General features: G+C 41.3%; 19 protein-coding genes and 3 riboswitches. Of the genes, 9 read left to right on the forward strand and 10 right to left on the reverse strand.

Annotated elements, in window-relative coordinates:
• Positions 1 to 368: 368 nt before the first annotated feature.
• The 6 genes from QZT26_RS09020 to QZT26_RS09045 form a co-directional block, all read right to left on the reverse strand.
• Positions 369 to 1,379, reverse strand: coding sequence for a VWA domain-containing protein (locus tag QZT26_RS09020; RefSeq protein WP_164994958.1), 1,011 nt, complete (start codon positions 1,377 to 1,379; stop codon positions 369 to 371).
• A 90-nt stretch (positions 1,380 to 1,469) separates the two neighbouring features.
• A complete protein-coding gene (locus tag QZT26_RS09025) occupies positions 1,470 to 2,045 on the reverse strand; it encodes a hypothetical protein (RefSeq protein WP_099326551.1) in 576 nt (191 codons plus the stop codon).
• Positions 2,046 to 2,223: 178 nt separating this feature from the next.
• On the reverse strand, positions 2,224 to 3,243 hold the full coding sequence (locus QZT26_RS09030; RefSeq protein WP_099326552.1) for a VWA domain-containing protein: 1,020 nt from the start codon (positions 3,241 to 3,243) through the stop codon (positions 2,224 to 2,226).
• Positions 3,240 to 4,682 carry a hypothetical protein gene (locus QZT26_RS09035; RefSeq protein ID WP_295101728.1) on the reverse strand — a complete coding sequence of 481 codons (1,443 nt, stop codon included), beginning with the start codon at positions 4,680 to 4,682 and terminating at the stop codon, positions 3,240 to 3,242. Before QZT26_RS09035 ends, QZT26_RS09030 begins: the two co-directional genes overlap by 4 nt.
• Positions 4,679 to 5,536 carry a DUF58 domain-containing protein gene (locus tag QZT26_RS09040; RefSeq protein ID WP_157820714.1) on the reverse strand — a complete coding sequence of 286 codons (858 nt, stop codon included), beginning with the start codon at positions 5,534 to 5,536 and terminating at the stop codon, positions 4,679 to 4,681. The genes QZT26_RS09035 and QZT26_RS09040 overlap by 4 nt, the downstream gene beginning before the upstream one ends.
• Before the next feature lie 5 nt (positions 5,537 to 5,541).
• Positions 5,542 to 6,534: a MoxR family ATPase gene (locus QZT26_RS09045; protein WP_099326555.1), complete on the reverse strand. Its 993-nt coding sequence runs from the start codon at positions 6,532 to 6,534 to the stop codon at positions 5,542 to 5,544.
• Positions 6,535 to 6,876: 342 nt separating this feature from the next.
• On the opposite strand from QZT26_RS09045, the gene QZT26_RS09050 reads away from it, so the two are divergent.
• Positions 6,877 to 8,616 carry an FMN-binding glutamate synthase family protein gene (locus tag QZT26_RS09050; protein WP_295101730.1) on the forward strand — a complete coding sequence of 580 codons (1,740 nt, stop codon included), beginning with the start codon at positions 6,877 to 6,879 and terminating at the stop codon, positions 8,614 to 8,616.
• 647 nt (positions 8,617 to 9,263) lie between these two features.
• Here the strand turns inward: QZT26_RS09050 and QZT26_RS09055 are convergent.
• Both QZT26_RS09055 and QZT26_RS09060 read right to left on the reverse strand, forming a co-directional pair.
• Complete coding sequence (locus QZT26_RS09055) at positions 9,264 to 9,557, reverse strand: hypothetical protein (protein ID WP_157820715.1); 294 nt, start codon at positions 9,555 to 9,557, stop codon at positions 9,264 to 9,266.
• A gap of 142 nt (positions 9,558 to 9,699) precedes the next feature.
• On the reverse strand, positions 9,700 to 10,020 hold the full coding sequence (locus QZT26_RS09060; RefSeq protein WP_157820716.1) for a hypothetical protein: 321 nt from the start codon (positions 10,018 to 10,020) through the stop codon (positions 9,700 to 9,702).
• 613 nt (positions 10,021 to 10,633) lie between these two features.
• A riboswitch (cobalamin riboswitch) is annotated at positions 10,634 to 10,846 on the forward strand.
• A 205-nt stretch (positions 10,847 to 11,051) separates the two neighbouring features.
• A riboswitch (cobalamin riboswitch) is annotated at positions 11,052 to 11,298 on the forward strand.
• A gap of 500 nt (positions 11,299 to 11,798) precedes the next feature.
• Between QZT26_RS09060 and QZT26_RS09065 the strand changes: the two genes are divergently transcribed.
• The 7 genes from QZT26_RS09065 to QZT26_RS09095 all read left to right on the forward strand — a co-directional run bounded on the left by QZT26_RS09065 (position 11,799) and on the right by QZT26_RS09095 (position 21,319).
• Entirely contained in the window at positions 11,799 to 12,125 is a 327-nt protein-coding gene (locus QZT26_RS09065; RefSeq protein ID WP_164994961.1) for a hypothetical protein, read from the forward strand.
• 6 nt (positions 12,126 to 12,131) lie between these two features.
• Positions 12,132 to 12,809 (forward strand): carbohydrate porin, encoded by a 678-nt coding sequence (locus QZT26_RS09070; RefSeq protein ID WP_338140407.1) that lies wholly within the window; start codon positions 12,132 to 12,134, stop codon positions 12,807 to 12,809.
• Between the two features lie 291 nt (positions 12,810 to 13,100).
• Positions 13,101 to 13,320, forward strand: a riboswitch (cobalamin riboswitch).
• Between the two features lie 30 nt (positions 13,321 to 13,350).
• A complete protein-coding gene (locus QZT26_RS09075) occupies positions 13,351 to 15,543 on the forward strand; it encodes a TonB-dependent receptor (RefSeq protein ID WP_295101733.1) in 2,193 nt (730 codons plus the stop codon).
• 63 nt (positions 15,544 to 15,606) lie between these two features.
• Positions 15,607 to 15,993, forward strand: coding sequence for a DUF4430 domain-containing protein (locus tag QZT26_RS09080; RefSeq protein ID WP_164994964.1), 387 nt, complete (start codon positions 15,607 to 15,609; stop codon positions 15,991 to 15,993).
• Entirely contained in the window at positions 15,990 to 20,045 is a 4,056-nt protein-coding gene (locus QZT26_RS09085) for a cobaltochelatase subunit CobN (protein ID WP_295101735.1), read from the forward strand. The genes QZT26_RS09080 and QZT26_RS09085 overlap by 4 nt, the downstream gene beginning before the upstream one ends.
• Before the next feature lie 197 nt (positions 20,046 to 20,242).
• Positions 20,243 to 20,905, forward strand: coding sequence for a MotA/TolQ/ExbB proton channel family protein (locus QZT26_RS09090; RefSeq protein WP_295101736.1), 663 nt, complete (start codon positions 20,243 to 20,245; stop codon positions 20,903 to 20,905).
• A gap of 60 nt (positions 20,906 to 20,965) precedes the next feature.
• A complete protein-coding gene (locus QZT26_RS09095) occupies positions 20,966 to 21,319 on the forward strand; it encodes a DUF2149 domain-containing protein (RefSeq protein ID WP_295101737.1) in 354 nt (117 codons plus the stop codon).
• 241 nt (positions 21,320 to 21,560) lie between these two features.
• Here the strand turns inward: QZT26_RS09095 and QZT26_RS09100 are convergent, their stop codons facing one another.
• Complete coding sequence (locus tag QZT26_RS09100; protein ID WP_295101739.1) at positions 21,561 to 22,250, reverse strand: DUF6873 family GME fold protein; 690 nt, start codon at positions 22,248 to 22,250, stop codon at positions 21,561 to 21,563.
• A complete protein-coding gene (locus QZT26_RS09105; protein WP_295101740.1) occupies positions 22,234 to 23,304 on the reverse strand; it encodes a radical SAM protein in 1,071 nt (356 codons plus the stop codon). Before QZT26_RS09105 ends, QZT26_RS09100 begins: the two co-directional genes overlap by 17 nt.
• Before the next feature lie 628 nt (positions 23,305 to 23,932).
• On the opposite strand from QZT26_RS09105, the gene QZT26_RS09110 reads away from it, so the two are divergent.
• Positions 23,933 to 24,298, forward strand: coding sequence for a hypothetical protein (locus tag QZT26_RS09110; protein ID WP_157820719.1), 366 nt, complete (start codon positions 23,933 to 23,935; stop codon positions 24,296 to 24,298).
• Positions 24,299 to 24,434 lie beyond the last annotated feature (136 nt).

The following is a 24,434-nucleotide window of genomic DNA, read 5'->3' on the forward strand; positions in this document are numbered from 1 at the left end:
TTGACGGAGAAAGGCCAGAAGTTCTCTTGTTCACTGATGACCGCTTCAGCCCTTGATATTAAAGCACTTACGGAAATGGCGGCATGAAAAACACGCATAAAAAACAAGAAATTGATGGATAGTAGTACAGATTAAAAAATCGCAGGAACACGGAGCATTGTGTCCCTGCAACAAACGTAAGGTTAAAATCCCGGTCTGCATTTCCCCTTCTGTCCAGTTCCAGGTTAGGGTATGGATACCATATTTGTGATGTCAAAGCCAATATTTTTTTTGAAATGTACCGTGTTTAAGAAGGGTGTGTTTTAGCGTAAAACCCCTTTTCTTAGTTTATAGTGAAAAGGGGAAAGGAAATACGAAGGGAAAAACGGTTATAAGACAAAATAGAATGCAAGAAGAATCAATGCACAGCCTAGAAAATATTGTGAAATATCGTAAATGATATTTTTCTTTTTTACGCCGATAATGTCTTTGTTTGTTTCAATAACCTGTTTGAAGATATTTTGCAGTTCAGCGCCGGTAGCATCGTGTTGGTAGGAGCCTCCAGCCATTTCTGCTATTTCTCTTAATAATTTCGGATCGGGTTTTGTGTAAATAATCTCTCCATCTTCTGTGCGTTCATAACCACTTTTATTCCCCAATCTATCCCGTTTTGGTATGGAGGTGGAATTATTTGGATCCCCAATGCCAATGATGTAAGTGGAAATATCGTTTTTTTCCAATAACAATCGTATTGCTTCCACTACCTGACTCCTTCTGAGAAGCTGCTCTTCTCCATCGGTAAGAAGGATTATTATTTTTTTCCCTGCTTCATTACTGAAGGTTTCCATGGCAGCAATTAAGGCGTTCCCGATATTTGTGCCGTAAGGTACAAATCTTACATAATGTTCGTTTACCATATTTAATATTCTAAGGAATACCATTTCATAGTCTTTTGTTGGATAAGGGAGGAGGGAAAAGGCTCGTGCGGCGAAAACAACTAAACCAACACGGTCGTCTTCAAGTCCTCTCACTAGGTTGGCAATCTCCATTTTGGCACATTCAAGCCGGTTGGGTTTTACATCCTCCGCAAGCATACTCATTGAGACGTCAAGTATAAATACTATCTCAAGCCCTTCTTTTTCATATTGTTCTTCCGTAGTTTGCCATTTAGGCTGCAAAAGTGTAAGCCCTAAAATACAGCAGGCGGCGCTTATGCTGGTTCCTTTGATGAGGTTTCTGTATGTTGAGGGTATTTTGCTGAATTTTTGTATGTATGTTTTCTGCCCAAATGTTTTTAGCCAGGCTCCCTTCCGCCAGTAAAGAATAAAGTAGAAAACAAGGATCAGGCAGGAAAGTGAAAATACAAGGGGGGTATATTTTTCGTGAATAAAAGATAACATTATTGATTTATTATTCGATAAGTTTTGAGAAAAGAAATAGTTTCAGGTATTTACACGGTAATATTATAAACACGATGGATTTCTTATGCGCTACCAGCGGATTTTCTGTTCTCCGCTGTATCGATATTTGGTACCCCATGGAATAAGTTTCAGGGACTCTATCCGGTCTTCGCGTTCTTCCTGTTTATGAGAAAACATGGTATTGAATTGCATCTCGCCCAATCTCATTCGTTCGAGATTTTTTTTTGCCTGGAAATCGGCGGGGTCAATTTTCAGGGCTTCAACGTATTGCATTGCCGCAGTGGAGAAATCCATATCTTCCGCAATAATATTTGCATTATTGTAAATTGCCCTTGCCTTTAATACAGGGTCTTTTGTTTCCATAGTTTTCCGGTACTCATCTGAGGCCTTTTTATTTTCCATGAGCAAAGAATATAGTACGCCTTTGTTATATGTTATTAAAGGGTCTTTTTCTGATAGTTTGCGGATAAAAGGATTCTCTTCCAGCTTACGAATTGTGGAAAATGCATGCTGGTATCTGCCCATTTTTATATTTTCGTCCAAATTCGTAATAATGGTGTTTATCTTTAAATTTGTATAACCGTAGAATGTGAGAATGCATGCAAGCACTACGAAGGTTATTTTGGGAAGCAATTTATAGAACATAGGCATCTCCTTTTTAATTTAACGTTTAGGAATTTCAATATTTTTAATTAAGCAATGAACAAACCCACCCCTCAAACCCCTCCCAAAAGGGGACTTATCAAATTCCCCTCTTGGGAGGGGTTTGGGGCGGGTAAAAATGAATGCCGTTGGTTTTTTATCTTTTACAACTCAACCTGATTCAAGGGATTCTTATCCAGAAGTTTTCAATGAAAACAGTTGTTAACAGAAAAAACAAACCTGCTATAATAGGGAATATATAAAGGTCCTTTTTTTTAAAAACATTTTCTACCACAATTTCATCTTTTTCAATCCTGTCAATTTCATCATAGAATTTTGCAACCTCTTCAAAATTATCGGCATGATAATATTTTCCTCCGGTTGACTCTATTGCTTCCTGTAATTCCTGGATGTGTTGAGCGGCGATATCAGGGTCTATGCCATAGACGTCTGATGCTTTTACTGCCACAACATACGCCTTTATTCCCATTCTTTGCAGAAGCCGTAAGGGTCTGTCCGGTGAAATGCCAATATTGTAAATGCCATCAGTGAAGAGAATTATTAGTTTATTTTTCAGTAAGTCTCTTTTCTTCATCTCTTTTACAAATGAAACAGCGTAATCATCGAGATACTGCTTGTTAATGCTGTTTCTTAATTCTGTGAAGGTAAATCTGCTTCCCATTTCTTTTTCAAACAATGCGGTAATGGAGGTAAAGATACCCTCTCCTATTGAAGTTTGGTATCCCATTTGGGATGAGTGTACACGTTCCAAAGATTTTTCAAGCAACTCCGTTTCCATCGTGGGCATTGTAATGAGAGCCGCATCAGTGCCGAAAATAGATAATCCAATAATATCGTTTGATCTTTTCTTTATAAAGGCAGCAACAACTTCCTTTATGGTCTCTATGGCAGTTCCGGTTGTGCTGAATGAAGTATCAATACAGAGGAGTATTTCACGTCCTTTTAAAGATATCTTTTCTTTATGATAGGCGGATTGCGGATATGTTAACGCCAATATTAAAAAAAATACCGCGCAAAAAAAGACCGGTTTAAAAAGGCCTGCGATAACCTTCCTGAACCCATGCAGTTCTTTTACATGATAGAGGCTTGAATAACCGATATATTTTTTTTCTTTCCAAAAAAAATAGAGCAAGCCAAAAGGGATAATAAGGAAAAGGAACCATGGATTCGCTAATGTCATTTATTTATACCTGTTAACCGCACAACATCTTCCAAACAGTCTTTCGTTCTCTTAAATGTCTCTTCGTGTATCTGTTTTTCAAAAATAAGTGAATCTAATAATCGAAAGGATTCACGAGCTACGGTCGTTGCGTCCTCAGAGAGTTTGTTTTGTCCGTTATTTTCAAAAAAACGGGAAGTTGTCAACGATTGTGCGAGTTCGTTTGAGATACCGGTAAAAGTGCCCAAATATGTCCTTAATGCTTTGCTGGCTAATTGAGCGTTTTCTTTATTTAGTGCGTCGTTGTCAGTGTATTCAAGTTTTAACATAACAGCTTTTAATTTTTCTAAGGCAATATGAGGGGTGATAGTGGTGGTTATTGGCTTTTTCTCAGCTTGTTTTTGCATGGATGCCCTTATGGTAAGCATACCAAACAGAAGCAACAAAAGAATTCCTCCGCCAAAGGGCATGTATCCATAGAAAAAAACATGCTCTTTTGAATAAGGCACCGGGCCTTTTAATCCTTCCAGCGGGACATCAACCGATTTAAGGAGTGTGTTGATAAGAATAGGAATTGGTGTAGTATGGGCTTCTTTTGTAACGATAGAAGAATCGTTGCCTCTGATTGCCGCGCTTTGTGAATCCGGTTCCTTGTAATACAATACAGATATTCCCTGGATTTCAGGATTCCGCTCTTTCCCCCCCAGTTCATATATTGCGAGGGTATAATCTATAACGGTTTTTGTCAATTCCCCTTCGGTTTGTGTCGAGGACTCTTTTTTTAATACTTCAAAAGGGGGGAACTGTATTTTATCCATGGTATCCCACAGGAGTTTTATATCATTTTCATATCTGATGGTTAGTGTATAGTGAATGCGGTCGCCGATACATATAACATCCTTGTCGATTTTCCCTTCAACGAGGATGGGTGTTCTTTTTACCGCGATAGGGGCGGAACTGGCAGCCCCTTCCTTAGAATCAACGGTATTAATATAGGAAAGCTTGAAGGAGGGTATTGAGTATATACCCTCCTTAATATTTGGCGGCAGTGAAAGTGCGTAAGTAACAACCGCAAAATCATGCATGTTATCAAATATCTGGCGTTCACTGATGATTATTCCCTCTATCACAAATGGGCTAAGGTCAACATTGGCAAGACTCTCCAGATCTACGGTTATACCCAGCATCCATAACACCTGTACGGTGAGATGTAACGTTTTTCCGGGAATGATCCGGTAATCATCGATAAAAGTCCATATTTCAAGCGGCCTGTCTGTAAGCAGAAACTCTTTTTTTAATGCTGACTCCGACTCCGACTCCGACTCCGACTCCGACTCTGATTTTGCTGTTGCGGCAATGGACGTTTCATTTTCCTGTGTTTCCTGGCCATGTACCGGGGTAAAACAATATCCCCACGAAAACATGCCAATGAATGTAAATAAAGCAAAAAGATGTCTCATTTTTTAATTCTCCCTCCTCTACGGATGCGTTTGTCAAAAAACTCTGATATTTTTTTTATCCATATACCTTCATCTTCATCTGTCTGTATCGTTATACCGCTTATGGTTAATTTTCTCAGTAAGGCATAAAAAGGTGCAGGCACATTAAGAGCCTCTGTAGTGCTTATTGTTTTATTGCAATGGGTTTCAACATCACGAATCGTTAGATATCCCCTCGCTTTTGGGATGCAGGACTCTCTTTTATCGGAAACAATAACAGGAATAACCTCATGCCGGTAGGAGAGTGTCTTTAGTGAACGTTCGTAATTATGTGGGGCGAAAAAATCGGATAGGATAAAAATGAGAGAAGGAGACTGCACTTTTTTATGTAAAAAAGTCAATGCGGCGTTAATGTCAGTAAAATGAGAGGACGGTTCATCCGTTAAAACCTTTTTCATATTCTTAAAAGCTTCATTTTCGCCCGTTTTAGGCGGTATGTATTGCTCAACTCTATCGGTAAATGCGAGAAAACCAATTTCATTGCCCGTTTCTGATGCCGCATAAACAAGGAGAGAAAGCAATTTAGCTACAATATCTTCTTTTGTATGATAAAAAGAGCCAAATTTTTCAGAACGGCTCTTGTCGATAATGAAAAAAATAGTCGCACGTTTATCCACTAATTTCAGACGTACGTGTAAACGGCCTATTCGGGAAGTGGTTTTCCAGTCAACAGACCTTAAATCATCGCCGGTCTGATATTGCCGAAGCTCATCCAGTTCCAGACCGTGCGTTGAGTTTATATAGCTGGCGAATGATCCGCCAAAGAGATTACCTATTAACCGCTGTAAATAAAGGCGTACACGTTTTTTTTTCAATGAATTTATTCCAGAATAGGAACCCGGTGAAGAATTTTTGTGATAATATCATCTGAATCGTAGCCTTCCACCTCCGCCTCATGCGTAAGGATGATTCTGTGCCGCAAAACGGGATAGGCCATTTTCTGAACATGCTCAGGCAGAATCGTATCGTCTCCCTGGATATAAGCATAAACACGCGATGCCTTTGTGAGTGCAATAGTTGCTCTGGGTGAGGCGCCGTACATGACAAGGTCTTCCAGTATGCCGTCATTTTCTTCCGGCCTTGTTGCCCTTACAAGCCGTGCGATGTATTGTATTATAGAGGGCGCATCATTTGGCGGTAGCCATTCTGCTATAGTAGTTCTCAATGCAAGTATTTCCTCAGGTTTAAAAATAACCGCGAGTGGAGTTTCTGTGCCAGAGGCATGTTTTTCTGTTATCTCTATTTCATCATTATAAGAAGGGTATCTGATTTTTATTTTGAACATAAAACGGTCTATTTCTGCTTCCGGCAATAAATAGGTACCTGATATTTCGATGGGATTTTGAGTCGCAAGCACCAGGAATAATTTTTCCAGGTGATGGGTTTCCCTGCCGATGGTTACCTGTTTTTCCTGCATAGCTTCTAATAAGGCGCTTTGTACTTTTGCCGGTGCGCGGTTAATCTCGTCTGCAAGAAGAATGTTTGTAAAAACAGGGCCTTTTTGAATCCTGCTTTTTTTCGTTTCAGGGAGCCACATTTCAAATCCGGTAATATCGGCGGGAATAAGGTCCGGCGTGAATTGTACCCGATGGAATTTTGCATCGAGTATGCTTGCTACGGTTTTTACCGTCATTGTTTTTCCAAGTCCAGGATAACCTTCCAGTAAGATATGCCCATCTGACAGTAGGGCGATTATAATTGTTTCGATCATTTCTTCCTGTCCTACAATGACCTTTCCGATCTCTTGTTTTATTTTTTCCACCTTCTCTTTAATCGGGCATCTGTTATTTTTTGTTTTTGTTTGAGCTTTCACCGTATTTAAATTCCTTCCTTTTGGAGAAACTGCTTTGAGTAATGCTAAATAATTTAGTATTATTGCATTAATTGCTAAGGTGAGTGTATGTTTCTTCGAAGATTATATAAATTCTCTTACTTATTTACAAATAATAATTTTAGTGTATAAAAGCAGTCTAATCATGACGGTAATCACTGCCAACAATATAAGGGCGCAAAAAAATTATTGACAGTCAATTTTAAAAGATGTATATATTCGACACTTTATGGCACTTTACGTAATCTCTTCATATTAATATTTACTGTATAATAAATGTTTATTGTTAGTTTAATTAACCTATTCTAGTGAAAGGGGTTTGGGATGTCGTTTTCAAAACCAAATGCGTCGGCAGCAACTCGTACAAAAAATAGAACACCTAATGACAGGAATGCTTCCAGCGGGATGTGTTCTGTTTGTGTAGATGATTGTCCTGGTATTTGCGAAATAGGAAAATCAGCATTTCGATCTGTTGAAAATTTGTATCCACAGCCATTTGGGGTCATTACAGCAGGTGCGGACAAGGAATATCCTGTAGATTTTAGTCACTTAAACATAATGGGAACTGCGGTTGGCGCTGTTGGTATTGCCCCTGATAGCGATAAGGCTATTTTTGATAATGTTAATACAGAAACAAGGCTTGGCAAGGATAAGGGCATTAAGTTGAAGATGCCGATAATGATTCCCGGACTCGGTTCAACAAAAGTTGCAAAGACGCATTGGGATGGTTTAGCGATAGGTTCAGCGATTTCAGGAACTGCACTAACGATAGGTGAAAACGTAGGCGGCATGGATGAACAATCCAAAATATCAAATGGCAAAATAACCCATTGTCCCGATCTTGAATACAGGGTGAAAACCTACCAGAGTTGGCAGCAAGACGGTTATGGTTTGATAGTAATGCAGGAAAATGTTGAAGACAGCCGGTTAGGCATACTGGAATATGGGGTTGAAAAATTAGGCGTTCAGGCGGTGGAAATGAAGTGGGGGCAGGGTGCAAAGGACATTGGCGGCGAGGTTAAGATTAATAATCTGGAAAAGGCGAAGATGTTGCGCGACCGCGGGTATATCGTATTGCCTGACCCGTATGACAATGAAGTTGCCGGTAGTTTTGGAAAGTCATTCAAGGAATTTGAACGGCACTCCAGAGTTGGAATGGTGAATGAAGACGATTTTGTAAAAAGGGTAAAGGCATTAAGGAATGCCGGTGCAAAATATGTATTTTTGAAAACAGGCGCATATCGTCCTGCAGATCTGGCAAGGGCGGTTTGGTATTGTTCCATTGCGGGAGTTGATGTTTTAACCGTTGACGGGGCAGGCGGCGGCACCGGCATGAGTCCGTGGCACATGATGAACGAGTGGGGTGTTCCGACGTTATACATTTCCGCCCTTACATATAATTATGTGCATCAACTGGCATCAAAGGGGCATTATGTGCCTGATATAATCCTTGCGGGTGGGTTTGCGTTTGAGGACGACATTTTCAAGGCATTTGCACTTGGTGCGCCATATGTGAAAGCAGTCGGCATGGCGCGTTCACCTCTTTGTGCATCGCATGTAGGTACAGTGGTAGCCAACCAGATAAAAGAGGGTAAAATTGATAAATTCATTGCTGACTATGGCAGTAATGTAGAAGAGATATTTGTATTGGCTTCAAAGGTTAAAAGATTATTTGGTACTGGTAAGAAAGAAGTCCCGCCAAATGCTTTAGGGCTGTATTCTTATTATCAACGTTTATCACAGGGATTACGTCAGTTAATGTGCGGATCCAGGAAGTTTGCCCTGGAATATATCACAAGGGACGACATCGTTACCCTGACGCGTGACGCCGCTGATGTTACAGGGATCACCTATATTATGGATGCTGATAAAGCGGAAGCGCAGAAAATTCTTTCAGGAAAAGGATCAAAATCCAAGACGAAACCAGTTGCAAAAGCGAAAACCGTTACTAAGGAAAAAGCCGTAAAAAAAGCAGCACCATCAAAAACAAAACCCGCAGCAAAAGCAGCGAGTGCCGTAATGCCTAAAGCAAAGACAGCGGTAAAGAAAAAAGGGGGGAAATAACCAGGTCTTTGATGGAATATTGCAATGGTTTTGTAATATAAGCAAAACAGAGCAGTCAAAAAACATCCTTATAATAACGATAAAACAGTCATTTATAAATAAAAGTGTTTTTCAGTTTTTTCAGACAACTGAAAAACCCTTTTTGAGTATAGTCAAATAAATCTATTTTTCTAAAGACATTACAAGCAGGGGGGTGAAACATTTGTTTGTTTACCGTATAACTCATTCAACAGACCGAAGTTGGCACATGTACAGTATTTTACGTCTCTTCTTATATGCAGGCAAATACTTCGCCCCTGCTTTTTAAAAAGCCAAATTACCGCTAAATTTTTAAAATCAGATTTGGCTGACTATAGATAAGTATGGATTTATTATATATATAAGCAAGTTATGCCCAATTGTAAAACTACGACTACTAAAAACAAACCACAATGACCATTACAGGACAAATAAAAAAAATCACTCTTGAAATTTTAGCGAGCCGGCCAGACGGAATAAGACATTCTGAATTGGGTAGAGCCACACGGACAAACAATCCTTCGTTCAAACCCAACACAATTAACGGAGCGACTTGGGACCTGGACGCAACTTACCCGAAAGAAATTTACAAACCAGACAGAGGCGTTTTCCGCCTAATAAAATTTATTTCATTTTGTTACAAATCTATCCAATGAAACTAATACATCTGAAGCGTCAAGGTTTCCCTTTATTCCTAAGTCCAAAAAAAGATTCATTGTTTCAATCTGGCTCAAATTAAGTAATCGAGCAGCTTCCCTCAGTGTTATCTTGCCTTGCTTATAAAGATTTCCTGTATACGTCTCAAAACCTATTCTTATAAGCTTTCTCCTCGCAGTGGATTCCTCTATCCTCTCTTCTTTTTCAACAAGCTCAATAGCATCCATCATATCTTTAGGTATCCTTATGGATTTTGTTTTCATCATTTTCTCCAATTTTTTAATATTGCCTTTATGGCATTATATTCTTCATTGCTAACAAACGATGATAAACAATCCAATTTATTTTGTGCCTCTTTTATTGTTAATGTGTCTTTTTTCAACAATAAAGCAATAAAAACCGCAGGGGTTATGTATGGGATATCAAGAAACGTAATCTCTTAATAAACCTTTTATCATCGCTACATATTGCTTCGTATCCTCCTTGTTGAAATATTGAAAAAATCGCATCTTCACCCTTTTTAGAGGACAAAGTCATAGTATTTAATTTTATCAGCTTATTTTCTATGTTTTCTTTAATAATTAAAGCATCAATATGTTCCTGGGGATTATAAATAATTTCTTCTTTAACCAGTTGTGGTATTGTAACTGCAAAGTTCTTACATACAACTTCTTTTAATTTTGATTTAGTTAATTTAATAAGGCAATCGGCATCCATTAATAGTTTCATGTGCTACATTGTAATAATTATAGTCAAACAAATAAGGTTTTCGAAAAATTTACACACCCCCGGCCCCTCTTTTTAGAGGGGAGAGAAGAAGTCCCCTCTATCAAGAGGGGATTTAGGGGTGTGTTTGATAATATGCCTAGTCAAATAAATCTGTTTTTTAGAAAGCCATTTTATCGCCAAAAGGAGCAGCCTGTTTGTAGCAAAATTGGATATTATAACAGATATTAGCTCCGTTAGGAGCGACCTGTCTCTTGTAAATCCATATTAAACAGGTCTGCCTGAATATGGACAGGCCGCTCCTACGGAGCTATTTACCTTATTGAATTTTATTGCGCTACAAACAGACCGCCCCTGACGGGGCTACATGGTATTTTTCCTATCCCGGGAATTTTTCAAAAAACTAAAGTGTTACGGTTTGTGTCTTTTATAACCAGAAACCTGTTTGAAGCCTGTCTGCGTGCGGCATGCACAGGCAGGCCAACGATTTCTCAAACAACTATTCATGATAATCAGTAAAACACTGAAAGTATAATACGGCATAATTTAATTTGACAATGTCGTCCCTCAAAAGTATAATCCCACCGAAATGAAATAAGACGTGTTCTTTTTTATAAATAATTGTTTGGTTGCAGGTATTCTTAACAAGCTGCTTGTTAAGAATAAAAGGGAATCCACGCCTCATTTAGTTGAGGATTGGAGCGGACCCGCCGCTGTAACCGGGGACGAACATCATGAAAAGCCACTGGAAAGCCGCAGCTTTCCGGGAAGGTGTGATTAGTAGAATGATCCGGGAGCCAGAAGACCTGCCTGCAATCGCTTCACGATGTCTTCGATGGTAAAGAGGGTGAAGGGTATATATATAATATCAATGCTTGTATTGTATGGGCAGGTTTCAAAACCCGCTCGTACCGATAAAAATAGAAAACCCATATCTTCCGTATCGAGGATATGGGTTTTTTTGTTATTGTTTAAGCATCAGGAATTCATTCTCTTTGTAAGGAGTGTATATGTAGTTAATTGTTTAATGAAAAAATAAATTACCCATTACAGGTGTCCCAATATACCCATTGGGACGAAAAGGGAATCCCAACTCCAACTCATTGTGTCAGAAATGAGGAGTAAAGGGAACGGTACCGCCGCTGTATCCGGTGACGAACGTTGCAAATGCCACTGGTGAACCGCTTCATTAGTTTATACCAATGAGACGGCTTTCCGGGAAGGCGCAATAAGTAGGACGACCCGCTAGTCAGAAGACCTGCCTGTAATGTTTTGCCGAAAACTTCTTCGTCGTAAAGGAGGTGAAGCGTGACGTATGTACTTTAAAGCCCGTCTCTTCCCTGTACGAAGAAACGGGCTTTTTTGTTTTAATCGCCATTGCAAGATGGCGCCGTACAAGCGGAGTTTGTCCGCGCCACCCAACCATATCAATATTAAAAAGCTATATTAAACGTTTAGAGATTTCAAACTGTTCATGTAACGACAAGGCACGCTTTGCCGCTACATTGTTGAAAATCGCCGAAGTCCTTATTAAGAATAGATACTTTAAAAACGCTCGTTCCCAGGCTTCGCAGACTGGGACAAATGAACCTTGTTGTCTCAAAAGTGGGGGCAACTTATCACATTTTGCCTATTTTATGCTTAATTTATTACTGTTTTTCTATTAAAGAGGGAAATTCATATCGTGAAATAGGATAGAATTGCCCATTTGACCCAGTCTGTCCGGCTTGGAAACGTAATTGCATTGGAAGCCCCGCTTCCATAGGGAAATAAGACTACAAATGAAGTGTTTGCTAATTATGCCAATGATTATTGTTGTGCCTATTTTTTATGGTCATGCCGAACCATTAGAAGCAATAAAATCGATATCAATGTCAGAAAAAAAAGAAGAAACAGACGGGATAGATATTTTCGATTGGCCGAAAAAGCAGGATAATCAAGCCGCACAGGAAAAGCGTGTTATCCGCCTCCCCGAAAAGGAAGAAACACAAAAACCTGTAGAAGAAACATATCCCACTGAAGAAAAACGATTTCAAATAGGGCTTAGTAGTACGGCTATTGTTCCGCAGATTTTAAGTGGCGGCGAGAAACGGGCGTTTTTCCCGTAAGGCTCGCTGGATTTATTTTTTCTCTACAAACTCTCAGATCTCACAACATTATTTCTGGATTTAGAGGCAATTGGAGGAAACGGGCCTGATGAACATGCCGACAGCCTTTCCGGTCTCAATGATGATGCTGGGGCATTTCGGTACAATAACGGTACCGATCGCTTATCCGTTCGGGAGATGTGGTTTGAGACAAAATTGTTCGGACAACAGGTAAGCCTTGTGGCAGGAAAGATAGATCTGACAAACTACTTTGACAGCAATGCCGTAGCCAATGATGAGACAACCATGTTTATAACCAGCGCCTTTGTAAATAATCTTGCATTAGAAGTGCCGCATAACGGCCCCGGTGCAGTATCTATTTACGAGATGGAAAACGGCCTGAATTTCCGGTTAGGACTGCAAAGTGCAGATAGTGACAATATGGGACTGGGGATAGGAAAGGGCTTCTACGGAATAGGAGAGGTTGGTTTACACTCCGATAGCCTTTTTGGAAGAGAAGGCAATTATCGCCTTTGGTTTAAAATCAATGGAGACCGGTTCCCATGCGCGAAAAAGACAGCGCAGCTTTTGCCTTTGGTTATTCAAAAGCAGATGATGGGATTAAAGAATCTGCAACCGAGATATACTACCGTTTTGTCCTTAACAGGCACATTGCCATTACGCCACTATTTCAGGCCGTTTTAACCCCGACGGATTAATGGATACTGCTGTTGTGACCTTATTTGGCATACGAACACAAATCGAGTTTTAGTGTCTTTTCAGTAACTTCTTTGCACACTTCCATTCGTCAGTGCGTGCTTTTTGGCAAAATATTTAACTGTTCCTTCTGCTGTCGGCTTGTAGTTGGCAATTGGCAGTCGGCAATTAACAATTGTGAAATTGCCTACTGAGGACTGAGGATTGCCGATTGAGGGCTGAGGGCTGGCAAATGAGCATTTTTACCTTATAACAAAGAAAGGGGGGAAAATTTATGTATTAATATTTAAAAATAATAATTTGTATTTGTGTGCAAGGTGCCAGGGAATCCCCTCTCATCGATTTTGAGCAACGGGAGCTGCCCCGCAACTGTAACCGGAGACGAAATCCGCATAATGTCACTGTAAAGCCGTTTAAATTAATGGACGGCTTTTCGGGAAGGCGCGGAAAGTAGGATGACCCGAAAGCCAGGAGACCTGTCTTGCACAACTTCTCATACTATTTTTTCGAGGGAAAAAGGAGAACACGAGTGAAGCATTTGCTAATCATAGTAACAGGTATTTTAGCGCTTGCCTTTTATCAATACCCAGGCGTATCGGCAGCAGGGGAATCAATTCCTGTTTTAAAAGAAGAAAGGGAAACAAATAACATAATACTTCTCAAATGGGCGGAGAAATCGAGGAATCAGGCTACACAAGAAAAGCTTATTATCCGTATCCCGGGAAAGGAAGAGATACCTGGAGTAATAGAAGAAGCATATCCTGCCAATGAATTCAAATCAATTGAAACGTTTCAAAAACAACCGGACAATGTGAAAAATATCCCGGAGGAGCCTGAGGTATACCCTTTGCCGGTTGATGAAAAGATACCGCCATCCCATACCACAATACCTTCGCCGGAAACGCCTAAAGACCCACCGCCAAAGGATGGAAAAGACAGGCAATGTGAAGATGCTAATGATACGGAAGATACCGTAATAACACCGACACGGACGAAACAGTTGAGAAAAAATGTCGGCAGTTCCCTATCGATTATTACACAAAAAGACATTGAGAATAGCAAGTCGCCGCTGTTGCTTGATGTTTTGCGTCAGGCGCCTGGGATTGAAGTTACAAGAACTCAGGGGATAGGCGGTGCTACAAACTTGTTCATAAGGGGGGCGTCAGCCGCGCATACCCTCGTATTTGTTGATGGTGTTCAGATGAATAGTCCCACATCCGGGGCATTTAATTTTGCGAATCTTTCTACGGACAACATTGAGAGAGTAGAAATTCTGCGCGGACCTCAAAGCACCCTGTATGGCTCTGAAGCGATTGGCGGTGTTGTTAATATTATTACAAAAAAAGGGGCAGGCGATAACAAAGTTACCCTTGGAACCGAGTACGGGATGCGCGATACCCACAGGCATACGGCGAATGCTTCAGGCGGAAATGAAAGATTTGATTATTCTACAGGCGCTTCATGGCTGAAAACACAGGGAATATCAGCAGCCAGCAGCGGGAGCGAAAATGATGGCTATGAAAATGTTACCGGTTCTGCACGGCTGGGATGGAATTTCCTGGATAACGGGAGGGTTGATGCAACCATAAGGGGGTCTCACTCGGATTTTGAATATGATGCGTTTGTATATGGTGTTGGTGCGGTTGACGACCCTGACAGACGCCAAACTACAGACGAGGTTCTTTTCTCTGCGAAGGCCAGCAAGACTTTTTTTGATATATGGACTCCCTCATTTCTCATCTCAGTTAACGATACAGAACTAAAAGGCTTTGATCCCACGGATGAGTCGGGCAGATTTCGCATTCCTACAAGGGTCTGGCGGGCAGAACATCAATCAGACTTTTTACTCTTTGACGTAAATACGATAACACTCGGTTACGAATATGAAGTGTTGGAAGGTAAAAACGAGGGTAAGTATGACGGGCAAACCTACCGGAACAATGCGGTTTTTCTGCAAAACCAAATAGAATTGTTTGAGTCGTTGCACTGGACAATCGGATTACGCCACGACGACTTTAGCACATTCGGATCTCATCTTACGTATAGAACAACGGCGTCTTATAACATGGAGGAAATTGGCGCCAGACTACATGGTTCATGGGGAAAGGGATTTCGGGCGCCAAGTTTGAATGAACTGATTTACCCATACTACGGGAATCCGCACCTGCGTCCGGAAGAAAGCAATGGATGGGATTTCGGTGTTGAAAAAGAGATTCTCAAAGACACACTAACCATCGACGTCACCTACTTTGAAAATAACTTTAAAAACCTTATCACTGCCACTGTGCAGCCCGATGGCAGCTACCTGGCAGAAAACGCAGCCAGGGCAGAGTCACAGGGCATCGAAACCATTCTAACCTATAGACCATTTACCATCCTTTCATTTACCGGAACGTACACGTATACAGAAACCAGGGACAGAGAAACAGGTCGGCAACTACCCCGCAGACCTGAGAACAGGGCAACGTTTGGGCTTAACACCAATCCCATTGAGAAATTAAATATAAACGTAACAGGGATAATGGTAAGGGACAGAATAGACAGCAATGGAACGAAGATGGATAACTACTGGACGGTCAATCAGGCGACTCGCTATGACGTCACAAAGTTTATGGCTGCTTATGTCAGGTTCGAAAACCTTTTTGATTATGACTACGAAGAGGTAACTGGCTTTGGTTCCCTCGGTTTTACAGCGTACGGGGGAGTGGAATTCAGGTTTTAAAATACGGGAATGTAAAAAGAACCGTTTGTTTAATGGATATTAAGATAAGGAGGAGCAGCAACTATGAAACACTTAAGTAGAATGTTAGGAATGTTTGTTATTTTTGTGCTTTTACCCGCAACGTTCGGCGCTAACCAGAGCATAACGGTAGAAATTGATTATGGAGGGTTACAGCAAAGCCGTAAAGTAGAAACAAAATGGAAACAGGGCATTACTGTATTAGAAGCGCTTCAATCTGTTGCAAAGATTGAAACAAAACAATCTGGCGAATTCATTTTTGTTAATTCTATTGACGGTGTTGAAGGGCAAAGGGGGGATATGGCGTGGTATTACGACATTAATGGTAAACGCGCAACGTCTCTTGCCTATAAACGTATTCTCAATGAAGGAGATCGTATGAGATGGGAATATACTAAAGATGTTTGTTCTCCGCGAAGGAGTGAACAATGAAAAAATGTGTGATGATAATCGTATTTACCGTGTTTGTTCTCTATCTTCCTTTTTCTCTCGCGGAAGAAACCAAACCGGTAAAATACACTTTTCTTGTAGGAAACTACCTTACGCCTACGGTCGTTAAAGTGATAAAAGGCATCTGGACAAAATATCCATCTTTGAAAAGCCAGGTAAATTTTGAACTTGTCAGTAAGACCGATTTAGATGCTGACTTTAATCCCCACGAGATAGAGGGCTCCGACATCATTGTTATTGATATCATGGGTATACGGATTTCAACTTCAACACAATCGGGTTTTGATGGTGAGGTAATCCGGAAGGCTATTTCCAATGGAGCGCGTATATTGCCAATTAACAAATCGGCAGGATTAGGTAAGGAGTACATTGAACTGGGGTTTACTTATGATGAAGAGTTTCGTTCGTATTTTGATTGCGGAGGGATTGAAAATTTTCAGAATATGGTACTATTCTCCCTGGCAAAATATGCCAATATTTCTGAAATTAAACCGGCGTCATTCATGAAACGGCTGAAAAACGGTTACTACCACCGCCACATTTCGCAGGAGATGTATTTTGAAACGTTTGAGGAGTACGAAGGCTGGTATAAAAAATCTGGCTATTTCAAAGAAAATGCGCCATGGATCGCAGTTCTGACGTACTCCTCTTTTTGCGAACAAAACCAAAACGGAGTAGAAGATGACATAATTCGCAAACTTGAAGAAAAAGGATTTAATGCATTTGTAGCGTTCGGTTACCCCGAGGGGTCAGTCGCTGAAAAACTATTAGTCGATGACAGAGGGAATTCAAGGGTTTCCGGTATACTTTCTTTTTTATTTCGTTTTTCAGATTTTAAGGCTACGGATTCGCTAGAGAAATGCGGAGTACCGGTAATCAACCTGATTACCGTTTATGGAAAAGACGGAAAAACGTGGGAGAATGACCCTGAAGGTTTGAGTTCTTTGGAGGTAAGCTGGCAGTTGGGTATTCCTGAAATTGCCGGTCTTATTCAGCCTACAGTCGTATCATATCGTATCCGTGAAAAGGATGATGCAACAGGGTTTTTTATCGAACAACGAAAGCCCATACCGGAGCGTATTGACCGGGCGGTTAATCGCATAAAGGCATGGATCCGTTTACAAAGAAAAAACAACTCCGATAAAAAGGTGGCGATATTTTACTGGAACTATCCGCCGGGGAAGCAACATATCGGTGCAAGTTATCTTAACGTATTTGCCAGCATTGCGAATGTGTTGAAAAAGATGGAGGAGTGTGGATACGACGTCGGTACTGAAGCAATTGATCCCGAAATACTCCTCTCAAATTCTCTTAAATACGGGAGAAATGTCGGGAATTGGGCGCCAGGCGAACTTGAAGAGATGGTAGAAAACGGGAAATGTGTATTGCTGCCTCTGGCGGAGTACCAAAAGTGGGAGAGGAATTTATCTGTGAATTTTATGAAAGACGTCAATAAGGATTGGGGAACGGTTGAAGAATCCAATGTGATGATGTGGACTGACCCGAAGCAAGAGAAAAAATATATGGTTATTCCTGCAATACAACGTGGAAACGTTGTCATCCTCCCGCAGCCGGTAAGAGGCTGGCTGCAAGATAAGGAAGCCATGTATCATAGCAAAGATCTGTCTCCACACCATCAGTATCTGGGCGCCTATTTATGGCTGAAACATGGTTTTGGCGCTGACGCAGTCATCCATTTCGGCACGCATGGTACACATGAATGGCTGCCTGGAAAAAGCAACGGCCTCTCCGGTGACGACCCGCCGGAGGCATTGATTCAGGATTTGCCGGTAATATATCCTTATATCGTAGATGATGTCGGCGAGGGACTTATAGCAAAACGGCGGGGTGCTGCGGTTGTGATAGATCATATGATACCTCCGCTAAAAAAAGGAGGACTTTACCATGAATATGCCGGGCTTGAAGAACTGATCGGCGATCATGACCGGGCGCTTGGACAGGATGCCGCACTTGCAAGGCAATACATGGAAAATATCATAAAAAAGATTAAAGAGCTGGGAATCGAGAAAGACATAGAAATTGGTGAGTGCCTGAATATTGATACCCATAGTGATGTCCAGCATAAGTTTGATCATGAAGTCATTCATAAAATAGGAGAGTATCTTCAGGAATTGAAGCAGCTTAATATGCCTTACGGACTACATACATTTGGCCATGTACCTGATAAGTCGCTTCGTTTCTCTACTATTCAGGCGATAAAGGAGGTAGTCAAAGATATTCCTGCCGATGAATTGGACAAAAATATTCAGGAAGGGGCAAGGCGGGAATTGTCAAGTATAATCAAGGCCATGAATGGACAATATATACCAACGGGAACGGGAAATGACCCCGTAAGAAATCCAGATTCTTTGCCAACTGGGAAAAATTTTTATGCCTTTAATCCGGATAAAATCCCGAAAAAAGAGGCATGGCAGGTGAGCGTCAAGCTGACACAGGAACTCCTCGATAATTATCTGGCAAAAAATGACGGAAAATATCCCGAAAAACTTTCATTCGTTATCTGGGGCACGGAAACGATACGCCATGAAGGTGTGCTGGAATCTCAGATCCTTTACCTGTTAGGGGTTGAACCTATCTGGAATGAATGGGGGAAGGTGACAGGCATTAAAATCATTCCCAAAGAAAGGCTGGGGCGTCCGAGAATTGATATAGTCGTTTCTTCTGCTGCAGAGGAGATGTTTGGACAGTTGACACAATACATTGATCAGGCCGTTCAAATGGTAAAAAGGCTTGACGAAAAGGATAACTATGTACAACAACATATCAAGGAAGTAACCGATAAACTGATCCGAAAGGGTTGGCCACAAAAAAAGGCGGAACAATATGCAGCAATTCGAATATTTGATGAGGCTCCCGGAAGGTATGATTTGAATGTATCACGAATCGCAAGTGCAAGCGGAACATGGGAAGATAGCTCCGTTTTAGGACAGGAATATCTGAAACGGATGAGCTATGGGTACGGAAACGGCCTGTGGGGAGAACCGATGGAAGATGTCTATAAAATGGTGTTAAGCGGAACAAGGATGGTTGTGCACAGCCGCTCTACCAATCTTTACGGAACCTTTGATAACGACGATTTTTTTATGTATGCGGGCGGATTAGCCGCAGCAGTCAGGGAACTGGATGGAAAGTCGCCCGGTCTGGTTGTCGCTAATATGATGAATCCGGCTAAACCTGAAATAACGTCCATCGACAGGATGATGGGTATGGAACTGCGGTCACGCTATTGGAATCCGGAATGGGTTGAAGGAATGAAGAAGGAGGGTTTTGAAGGGGCAAACAAGATGGCTGAATTTATTGAAAACATGTGGGGCTGGCAGGTTACCGTACCAGAGACAATAGACGCTGCCCGTTGGGAAGAGACGTTTGAGGTCTATGTCGAGGATAAATACGGAATGGATTTAAAGGAATTTTTCAATAAGAAAAACCCTTATGCGTATCAAGCCCTTACGGCCAGAATGCTGGAGACTATACGAAAAGAATACTGGCAGCCGACGGAAAAAGTCGAACAAACCCTGGCGAAGGAATATGCAAAAACAGTAGTAGAACACGGCGTGGCATGTTGCGAAAACACATGCAATAATCCGGCCTTTCAGCAATACGCAACGGATATTCTAAATACCCCAGGCCTTGTAAATCCAGATGCCTTGATTCAGTATGCAGAAATTTTAAAGGTAGCTACCGGTAAGTTACTGAACGAACGAAAGGCAGAGATGGACAAGATCGTCCTTGCTCAGGCGTCTATGTCAAACCCTGTCCCTGGAAGTATTGAACAGAAAAAGGATACCGGACAAACACAGGAGAAAGAAAAGATTGAAAAAACCGATGAATGGAAATTGGAAAACGATGCTTTTGAAAATACCGAAATAGTTAAAGGGCTGGAGATGGCAGAGGTAAAAACGAACGAAGACAAAATAATCCTTAATCAATCAAACAGGCTTTGGGTTGGTATTGCAGTTGTATTGGGAGGCATCGGTTTTTTCGTTTATGGATGGACAAGGAAAAGATTTTAATAAAAGGATTAAAAATATAAGCCTTATCAATTGATCTATCTGTGGGTTCAAGTTTGTAACTTGAACCCAACGTTTTATATTGTAGATTTAACCATCGATTGTATATGGCGCGACTATCAATATTAAATTATGGGTTCAGGTTGGAAACCTGAACCCGCCGGGATCTGAACCGACCCGGGATGTTTTCAGGAGAAAATATGAAACTAATTAATCTATTGCAAAGTATTCTTTCTGTGATTTCATCAGCGATGCTCTACCCCGTGATGATTCTATTGGTCGTTCTTTTTGTATGGATGGTCATAACCACAGGAGAATTTTTTTCGGAATATCGTGAGAGAAAGAAACATACCCTTAAACGGGAAATGAAAGAATTAATTGAATCACTCATCGAATCATTATCTCAAAAAATACCGGAGATATCCCCTTTTTTGATAAGAGAGATGCCTGCTTATTTCAGGGAATATCTTGGGGAATTTATCGATGAGTTAAAGGGGGATAAGGATGGCAGAGGAATTCGTATTGAATATATACTGCAAAGCAAGGAACAAAAAATGGCCAGGAGTTTAGATAAACTCCGGCTCATGATTCGTATAGGCCCCACACTTGGATTAATGGGAACCATAATTCCTATGGGTCCTGCCCTGTCCGCTTTGTCAAAGGGCGACCTTGAAATGTTATCAAACAATATCATTATTGCCTTTACCACAACTGTAGTGGGATTAGCGATTGGGATTACTGCCTATTTTCTTTCGATGATGAAAAACAGGTGGATTCATGAGGATATAAAAAACATTGAGTATTTTACTGAAGGCATTATGAAAAATAAGGAGGAGCCAACCACTGGTGGTTTTGGAGGATAAACAGAAGGAATAGCGAAGGTTCCCCCTTTTTTTGTCCCGCCTCGGTGAGCTGTTACAGAAATGAAATATTTGAAAAAAAGACGTATGGTTATAGGAAAGGAAGCAGACCTCCATCAGGAAGATCCCATGTCAGGCGTGGCAAGCCTTTTTGATGTGGGATTAGTATTTATTGTAGGCCTTATCGGTGCCTTAATCAGCGCTTACAGCCTGCTTGATTTCCTCTCGCCAAAAACAGAAATCACGATGGTCAGGAAAAACGACAATGGTCAGGTAGAGATTGTTACAAAAAAGGGTAAACAGGTAAAAATTGAAAAAGTTACCGATAAGCAATTACAAGGAGAAGGCGCCCGGCTGGGGATAGCGTATCGGTTAAAAGATGGAAAAGTAATCTACGTGCCAGAGGGGTCTGAATAGGTAGCACTTTACTTTTCAAAAATCTAAACTGTTACGGATTTTGTGATTTGGGCATTGGAATTTTACCGCTTCACGGTGAACCAGCACAGTACATGGTCCCATTATCCGCATAAACTCATGGGTTCAGGTTTGCAAACCTGAACCCGTCGGGAGTCGTGTAACGTTTACACTGAATAGTTAGCTTATATCTTTTCTTTGCACCCTCTACCGCCTCTGTGGTAAATCTTGTTTTTTCTCCAACTCAAACAAAAAATATACAACCCCCATCATATAAATATTCATCGGAAAGGCAGACAATCTCAAGACCAAGATTCAATAAGTGCTCTTTTAATCGCTGCCCGTCCGCGTGCAGCCCGATATTTCCATTAAAAAATATGCTTTTCCCCCATACACCTGCTGTGCCCCCGATAAAGCCGTTCTTATGATTCCGTATGCGTATTTCTTCGGGGTTAAAATAAAAACAGGAAAATCCCTTTCCCAACAATACCTTTTCTATTCCCTTGTCAGAAGTGACATAGTTGTTTCCGTACAAATGGACAAGGCTGCATCGTGTATAGGCCTGAGGCAATTGAATAAACTCTTTCTCTCTGTTTATTTCTAAAATTATAGGGTCAGTATATCCGGGTTTGTGAAATAAGAAACCGGGCGTACCAATGCAGTTATATTGGACGCTGTTGGCGAAATCATTTCCTACATCCATTTTTCCTTTTAGATAGGCAATACTATGGCGCTCTAAAAATTCGAATAACCCAACCGGTGCATTTGGAGCAACCACAAGGTGGTCGTTATCCTGGTAGATGAAAATATCCGGATGCCCCGAAATGGAATCGTACGTCAGTCCGTTCGTTTGAAACGCAAAGACGTCTTCAACGTATCCCTTTAACGTGGTGATCACCCTTTTCGACGATCTGGAATCAATTATCGCAAACATCTATTTGATACCGAGAAAAAGTATGGTTACCTGTAAACTGAACAGCATACCCCCTCGATTGTAATCGTGTCTTGTTTGCCTGCTTGTACCCTATGGCATAATGCATCTGTTTATCGGAAACAGATATTCTGATTTTACCCGAAGTATTTTCCTTCAATTTCGCATGAATGATCTCTTCCCATATCTTTGTCATAACCATTTCCTTAAAAGCAGGGTGAAATGGACCGTCTATCAGGGATTTTCCGGTAACGAGTTCATCGGAGGGATGCAGCCCCATCCGTATGACGGATACGTTGTTCCTTTCAAATATACGCACGAGACCTTTTGTCCACTCTACCGCCTGTTCAAGTGATAACGGAATATACTTCCCCTCCCGATACCGCTTTTCCAGGGCGGTTCCCTTCACAATAATTGCGGGATAAATTCTCGTATTACTGGCGCCGAATGAAACGATATCGTTGGTGGTTTGAATAGACTGTTCGTAACTGTCTTCCGGCAGGCCTATCATCATCTGAAGGCCAAGTTCGAAACCATATGTGCGGATCATCCGGGAGGCATTTTGAATATCTTCGGGGGTATGCCCGCGTCCTGATTGATTTAAGACATTCCGGCTGGTGGACTGCGCACCCAGCTCAATGGTAGTTACGCCGTATTTCTTCAGCAATTCAAGGATGGTTTCGTTGATATAGTCGGGTCTGGTTGATAATCTGATGCCCGATACCTTCCCGTTTTTTACAAACCAGAAGGCCTCTTTCAGATACTGTTCCTGAAGATCAATAGGTATCCCCGTAAAACTTCCGCCAAAAAAGGCGATGTTTATGATTCTGTTTGCGGGTATTGTTTCAAGGTATTGCGCGACAATATGCCGAATCTCTTTTGGCTGCGGGATGGAATGCGTTCCGCTTATTTTAGTCTGATTGCAGAAGACACATTGGTGCGGGCAGGCAAGTTCCGGGATGAATATAGGTATATTAGAATATTTTTTCACGATAACCTCGCAAAAGTGTATCATAATGTTTACCATACCATTATTTAATAGTATAGGAATTTTCATTTTTTTAATGTATGTTTGTGGGCAAATGTAGTTGTAACATATTTATTTGTTAGCGGATATGATAGCCGCCACATGTAGTGGCGAGGCGTGCCTTGCTACGACATTAAATGTTTAGCGATTTCAATATTTTAAGTTAAGCAATGAATAAACCCACCCCTCAATCCCCTTCTGTTAAGGGTTGACAAAATTGTGGATGAAGGAATGTTTGCGCTTACAGGCAAAAAAACCACTAAAGACGCCTGACGCTGTTTTTTTATACACCGGGGAGGGTGTTGTACTTATGTTTATACACATCTTTTTCGTTTCCCTAGAGTCATTGTGGCGAGGGAGAAGATACATTAAGAAATTTAGCTGGGCACAGAAACACTGAATAATTATAATCATCTCTTTTGAGTAAATACAAACTGTATTACAAGGAGATGACGGATGAATAAAGGAATACCAGAGTGATTATGCGGAAGGCCGTTTATCCACGACGCCCTTCAGGCAATCATGGAGGAAGTTCAAGGCGGGTATAGTTTATCGAGGATGGAAATAGCCAGACGTGTTTGTAGTCGGTTAAATTGGGGCAATGCGTTAGGGGGCAGCCGCAATTAATGAGTTGTCGGGTAGGGCTATTACGGTTGCATTGTTTAGGCTTGATAGAATTACCACCGCCGCTGACGCGCAATGGGAATGGCCAAGGACTGGTGCGGCAAAAAGCAAAGCTTCCGCTGCTAAGCGTATTGGAGACGGACATTCAAAGCCTGACGGATTGGTTTTTTTCAACCACGTGACTCTTGCTGTTACGCCAGAGCGTCTTTGTCTGGGCGTGTTAGACGCAGAACTGTGGGTGCGCGACTTTGAAGACCGCGATAAAAATGACAAGCGAAAACAAAAGCCTATCGGGGAAAAGGAAAGTTATCGTTGGCTGGAAGGTTGCCGTAGAGTCTGTGAGTTAAGCGAACAACTCACCCGGCACAATGCTCGTAAGCATTTCAGATCGGGAAGGTGATATCTACGAATGGCAGATAGAGATATATTTTAAAGTATTAAAGAGCGGTTGCAAGATAGAAGAGCGCCAATTGGAGACAGCGGAGCGTATCAAGCCGTGTATTGCTCTTTATATGATAGTGGCATGGCGGGTATTG

This window comes from uncultured Candidatus Kuenenia sp. (assembly GCF_900696675.1).
Taxonomy (GTDB): Bacteria; Planctomycetota; Brocadiia; order Brocadiales; family Brocadiaceae; genus Kuenenia; species Kuenenia stuttgartiensis_A.

Bases quoted from the DNA above. Each gene is read 5' to 3' on its own strand.
- QZT26_RS09020 (WP_164994958.1), bottom strand. From the start codon at position 1,379: ATGTTATCTTTTATTCACGAAAAATATACCCCCCTTGTATTTTCACTT.
- QZT26_RS09025 (WP_099326551.1), bottom strand. From the start codon at position 2,045: ATGTTCTATAAATTGCTTCCCAAAATAACCTTCGTAGTGCTTGCATGC.
- QZT26_RS09030 (WP_099326552.1), bottom strand. From the start codon at position 3,243: ATGACATTAGCGAATCCATGGTTCCTTTTCCTTATTATCCCTTTTGGC.
- QZT26_RS09035 (WP_295101728.1), bottom strand. From the start codon at position 4,682: ATGAGACATCTTTTTGCTTTATTTACATTCATTGGCATGTTTTCGTGG.
- QZT26_RS09050 (WP_295101730.1), top strand. From the start codon at position 6,877: ATGTCGTTTTCAAAACCAAATGCGTCGGCAGCAACTCGTACAAAAAAT.
- QZT26_RS09055 (WP_157820715.1), bottom strand. From the start codon at position 9,557: ATGATGAAAACAAAATCCATAAGGATACCTAAAGATATGATGGATGCT.
- QZT26_RS09060 (WP_157820716.1), bottom strand. From the start codon at position 10,020: ATGAAACTATTAATGGATGCCGATTGCCTTATTAAATTAACTAAATCA.
- QZT26_RS09065 (WP_164994961.1), top strand. From the start codon at position 11,799: ATGAAGTGTTTGCTAATTATGCCAATGATTATTGTTGTGCCTATTTTT.
- QZT26_RS09080 (WP_164994964.1), top strand. From the start codon at position 15,607: ATGAAACACTTAAGTAGAATGTTAGGAATGTTTGTTATTTTTGTGCTT.
- QZT26_RS09085 (WP_295101735.1), top strand. From the start codon at position 15,990: ATGAAAAAATGTGTGATGATAATCGTATTTACCGTGTTTGTTCTCTAT.
- QZT26_RS09090 (WP_295101736.1), top strand. From the start codon at position 20,243: ATGAAACTAATTAATCTATTGCAAAGTATTCTTTCTGTGATTTCATCA.
- QZT26_RS09095 (WP_295101737.1), top strand. From the start codon at position 20,966: ATGAAATATTTGAAAAAAAGACGTATGGTTATAGGAAAGGAAGCAGAC.
- QZT26_RS09100 (WP_295101739.1), bottom strand. From the start codon at position 22,250: ATGTTTGCGATAATTGATTCCAGATCGTCGAAAAGGGTGATCACCACG.
- QZT26_RS09105 (WP_295101740.1), bottom strand. From the start codon at position 23,304: ATGAAAATTCCTATACTATTAAATAATGGTATGGTAAACATTATGATA.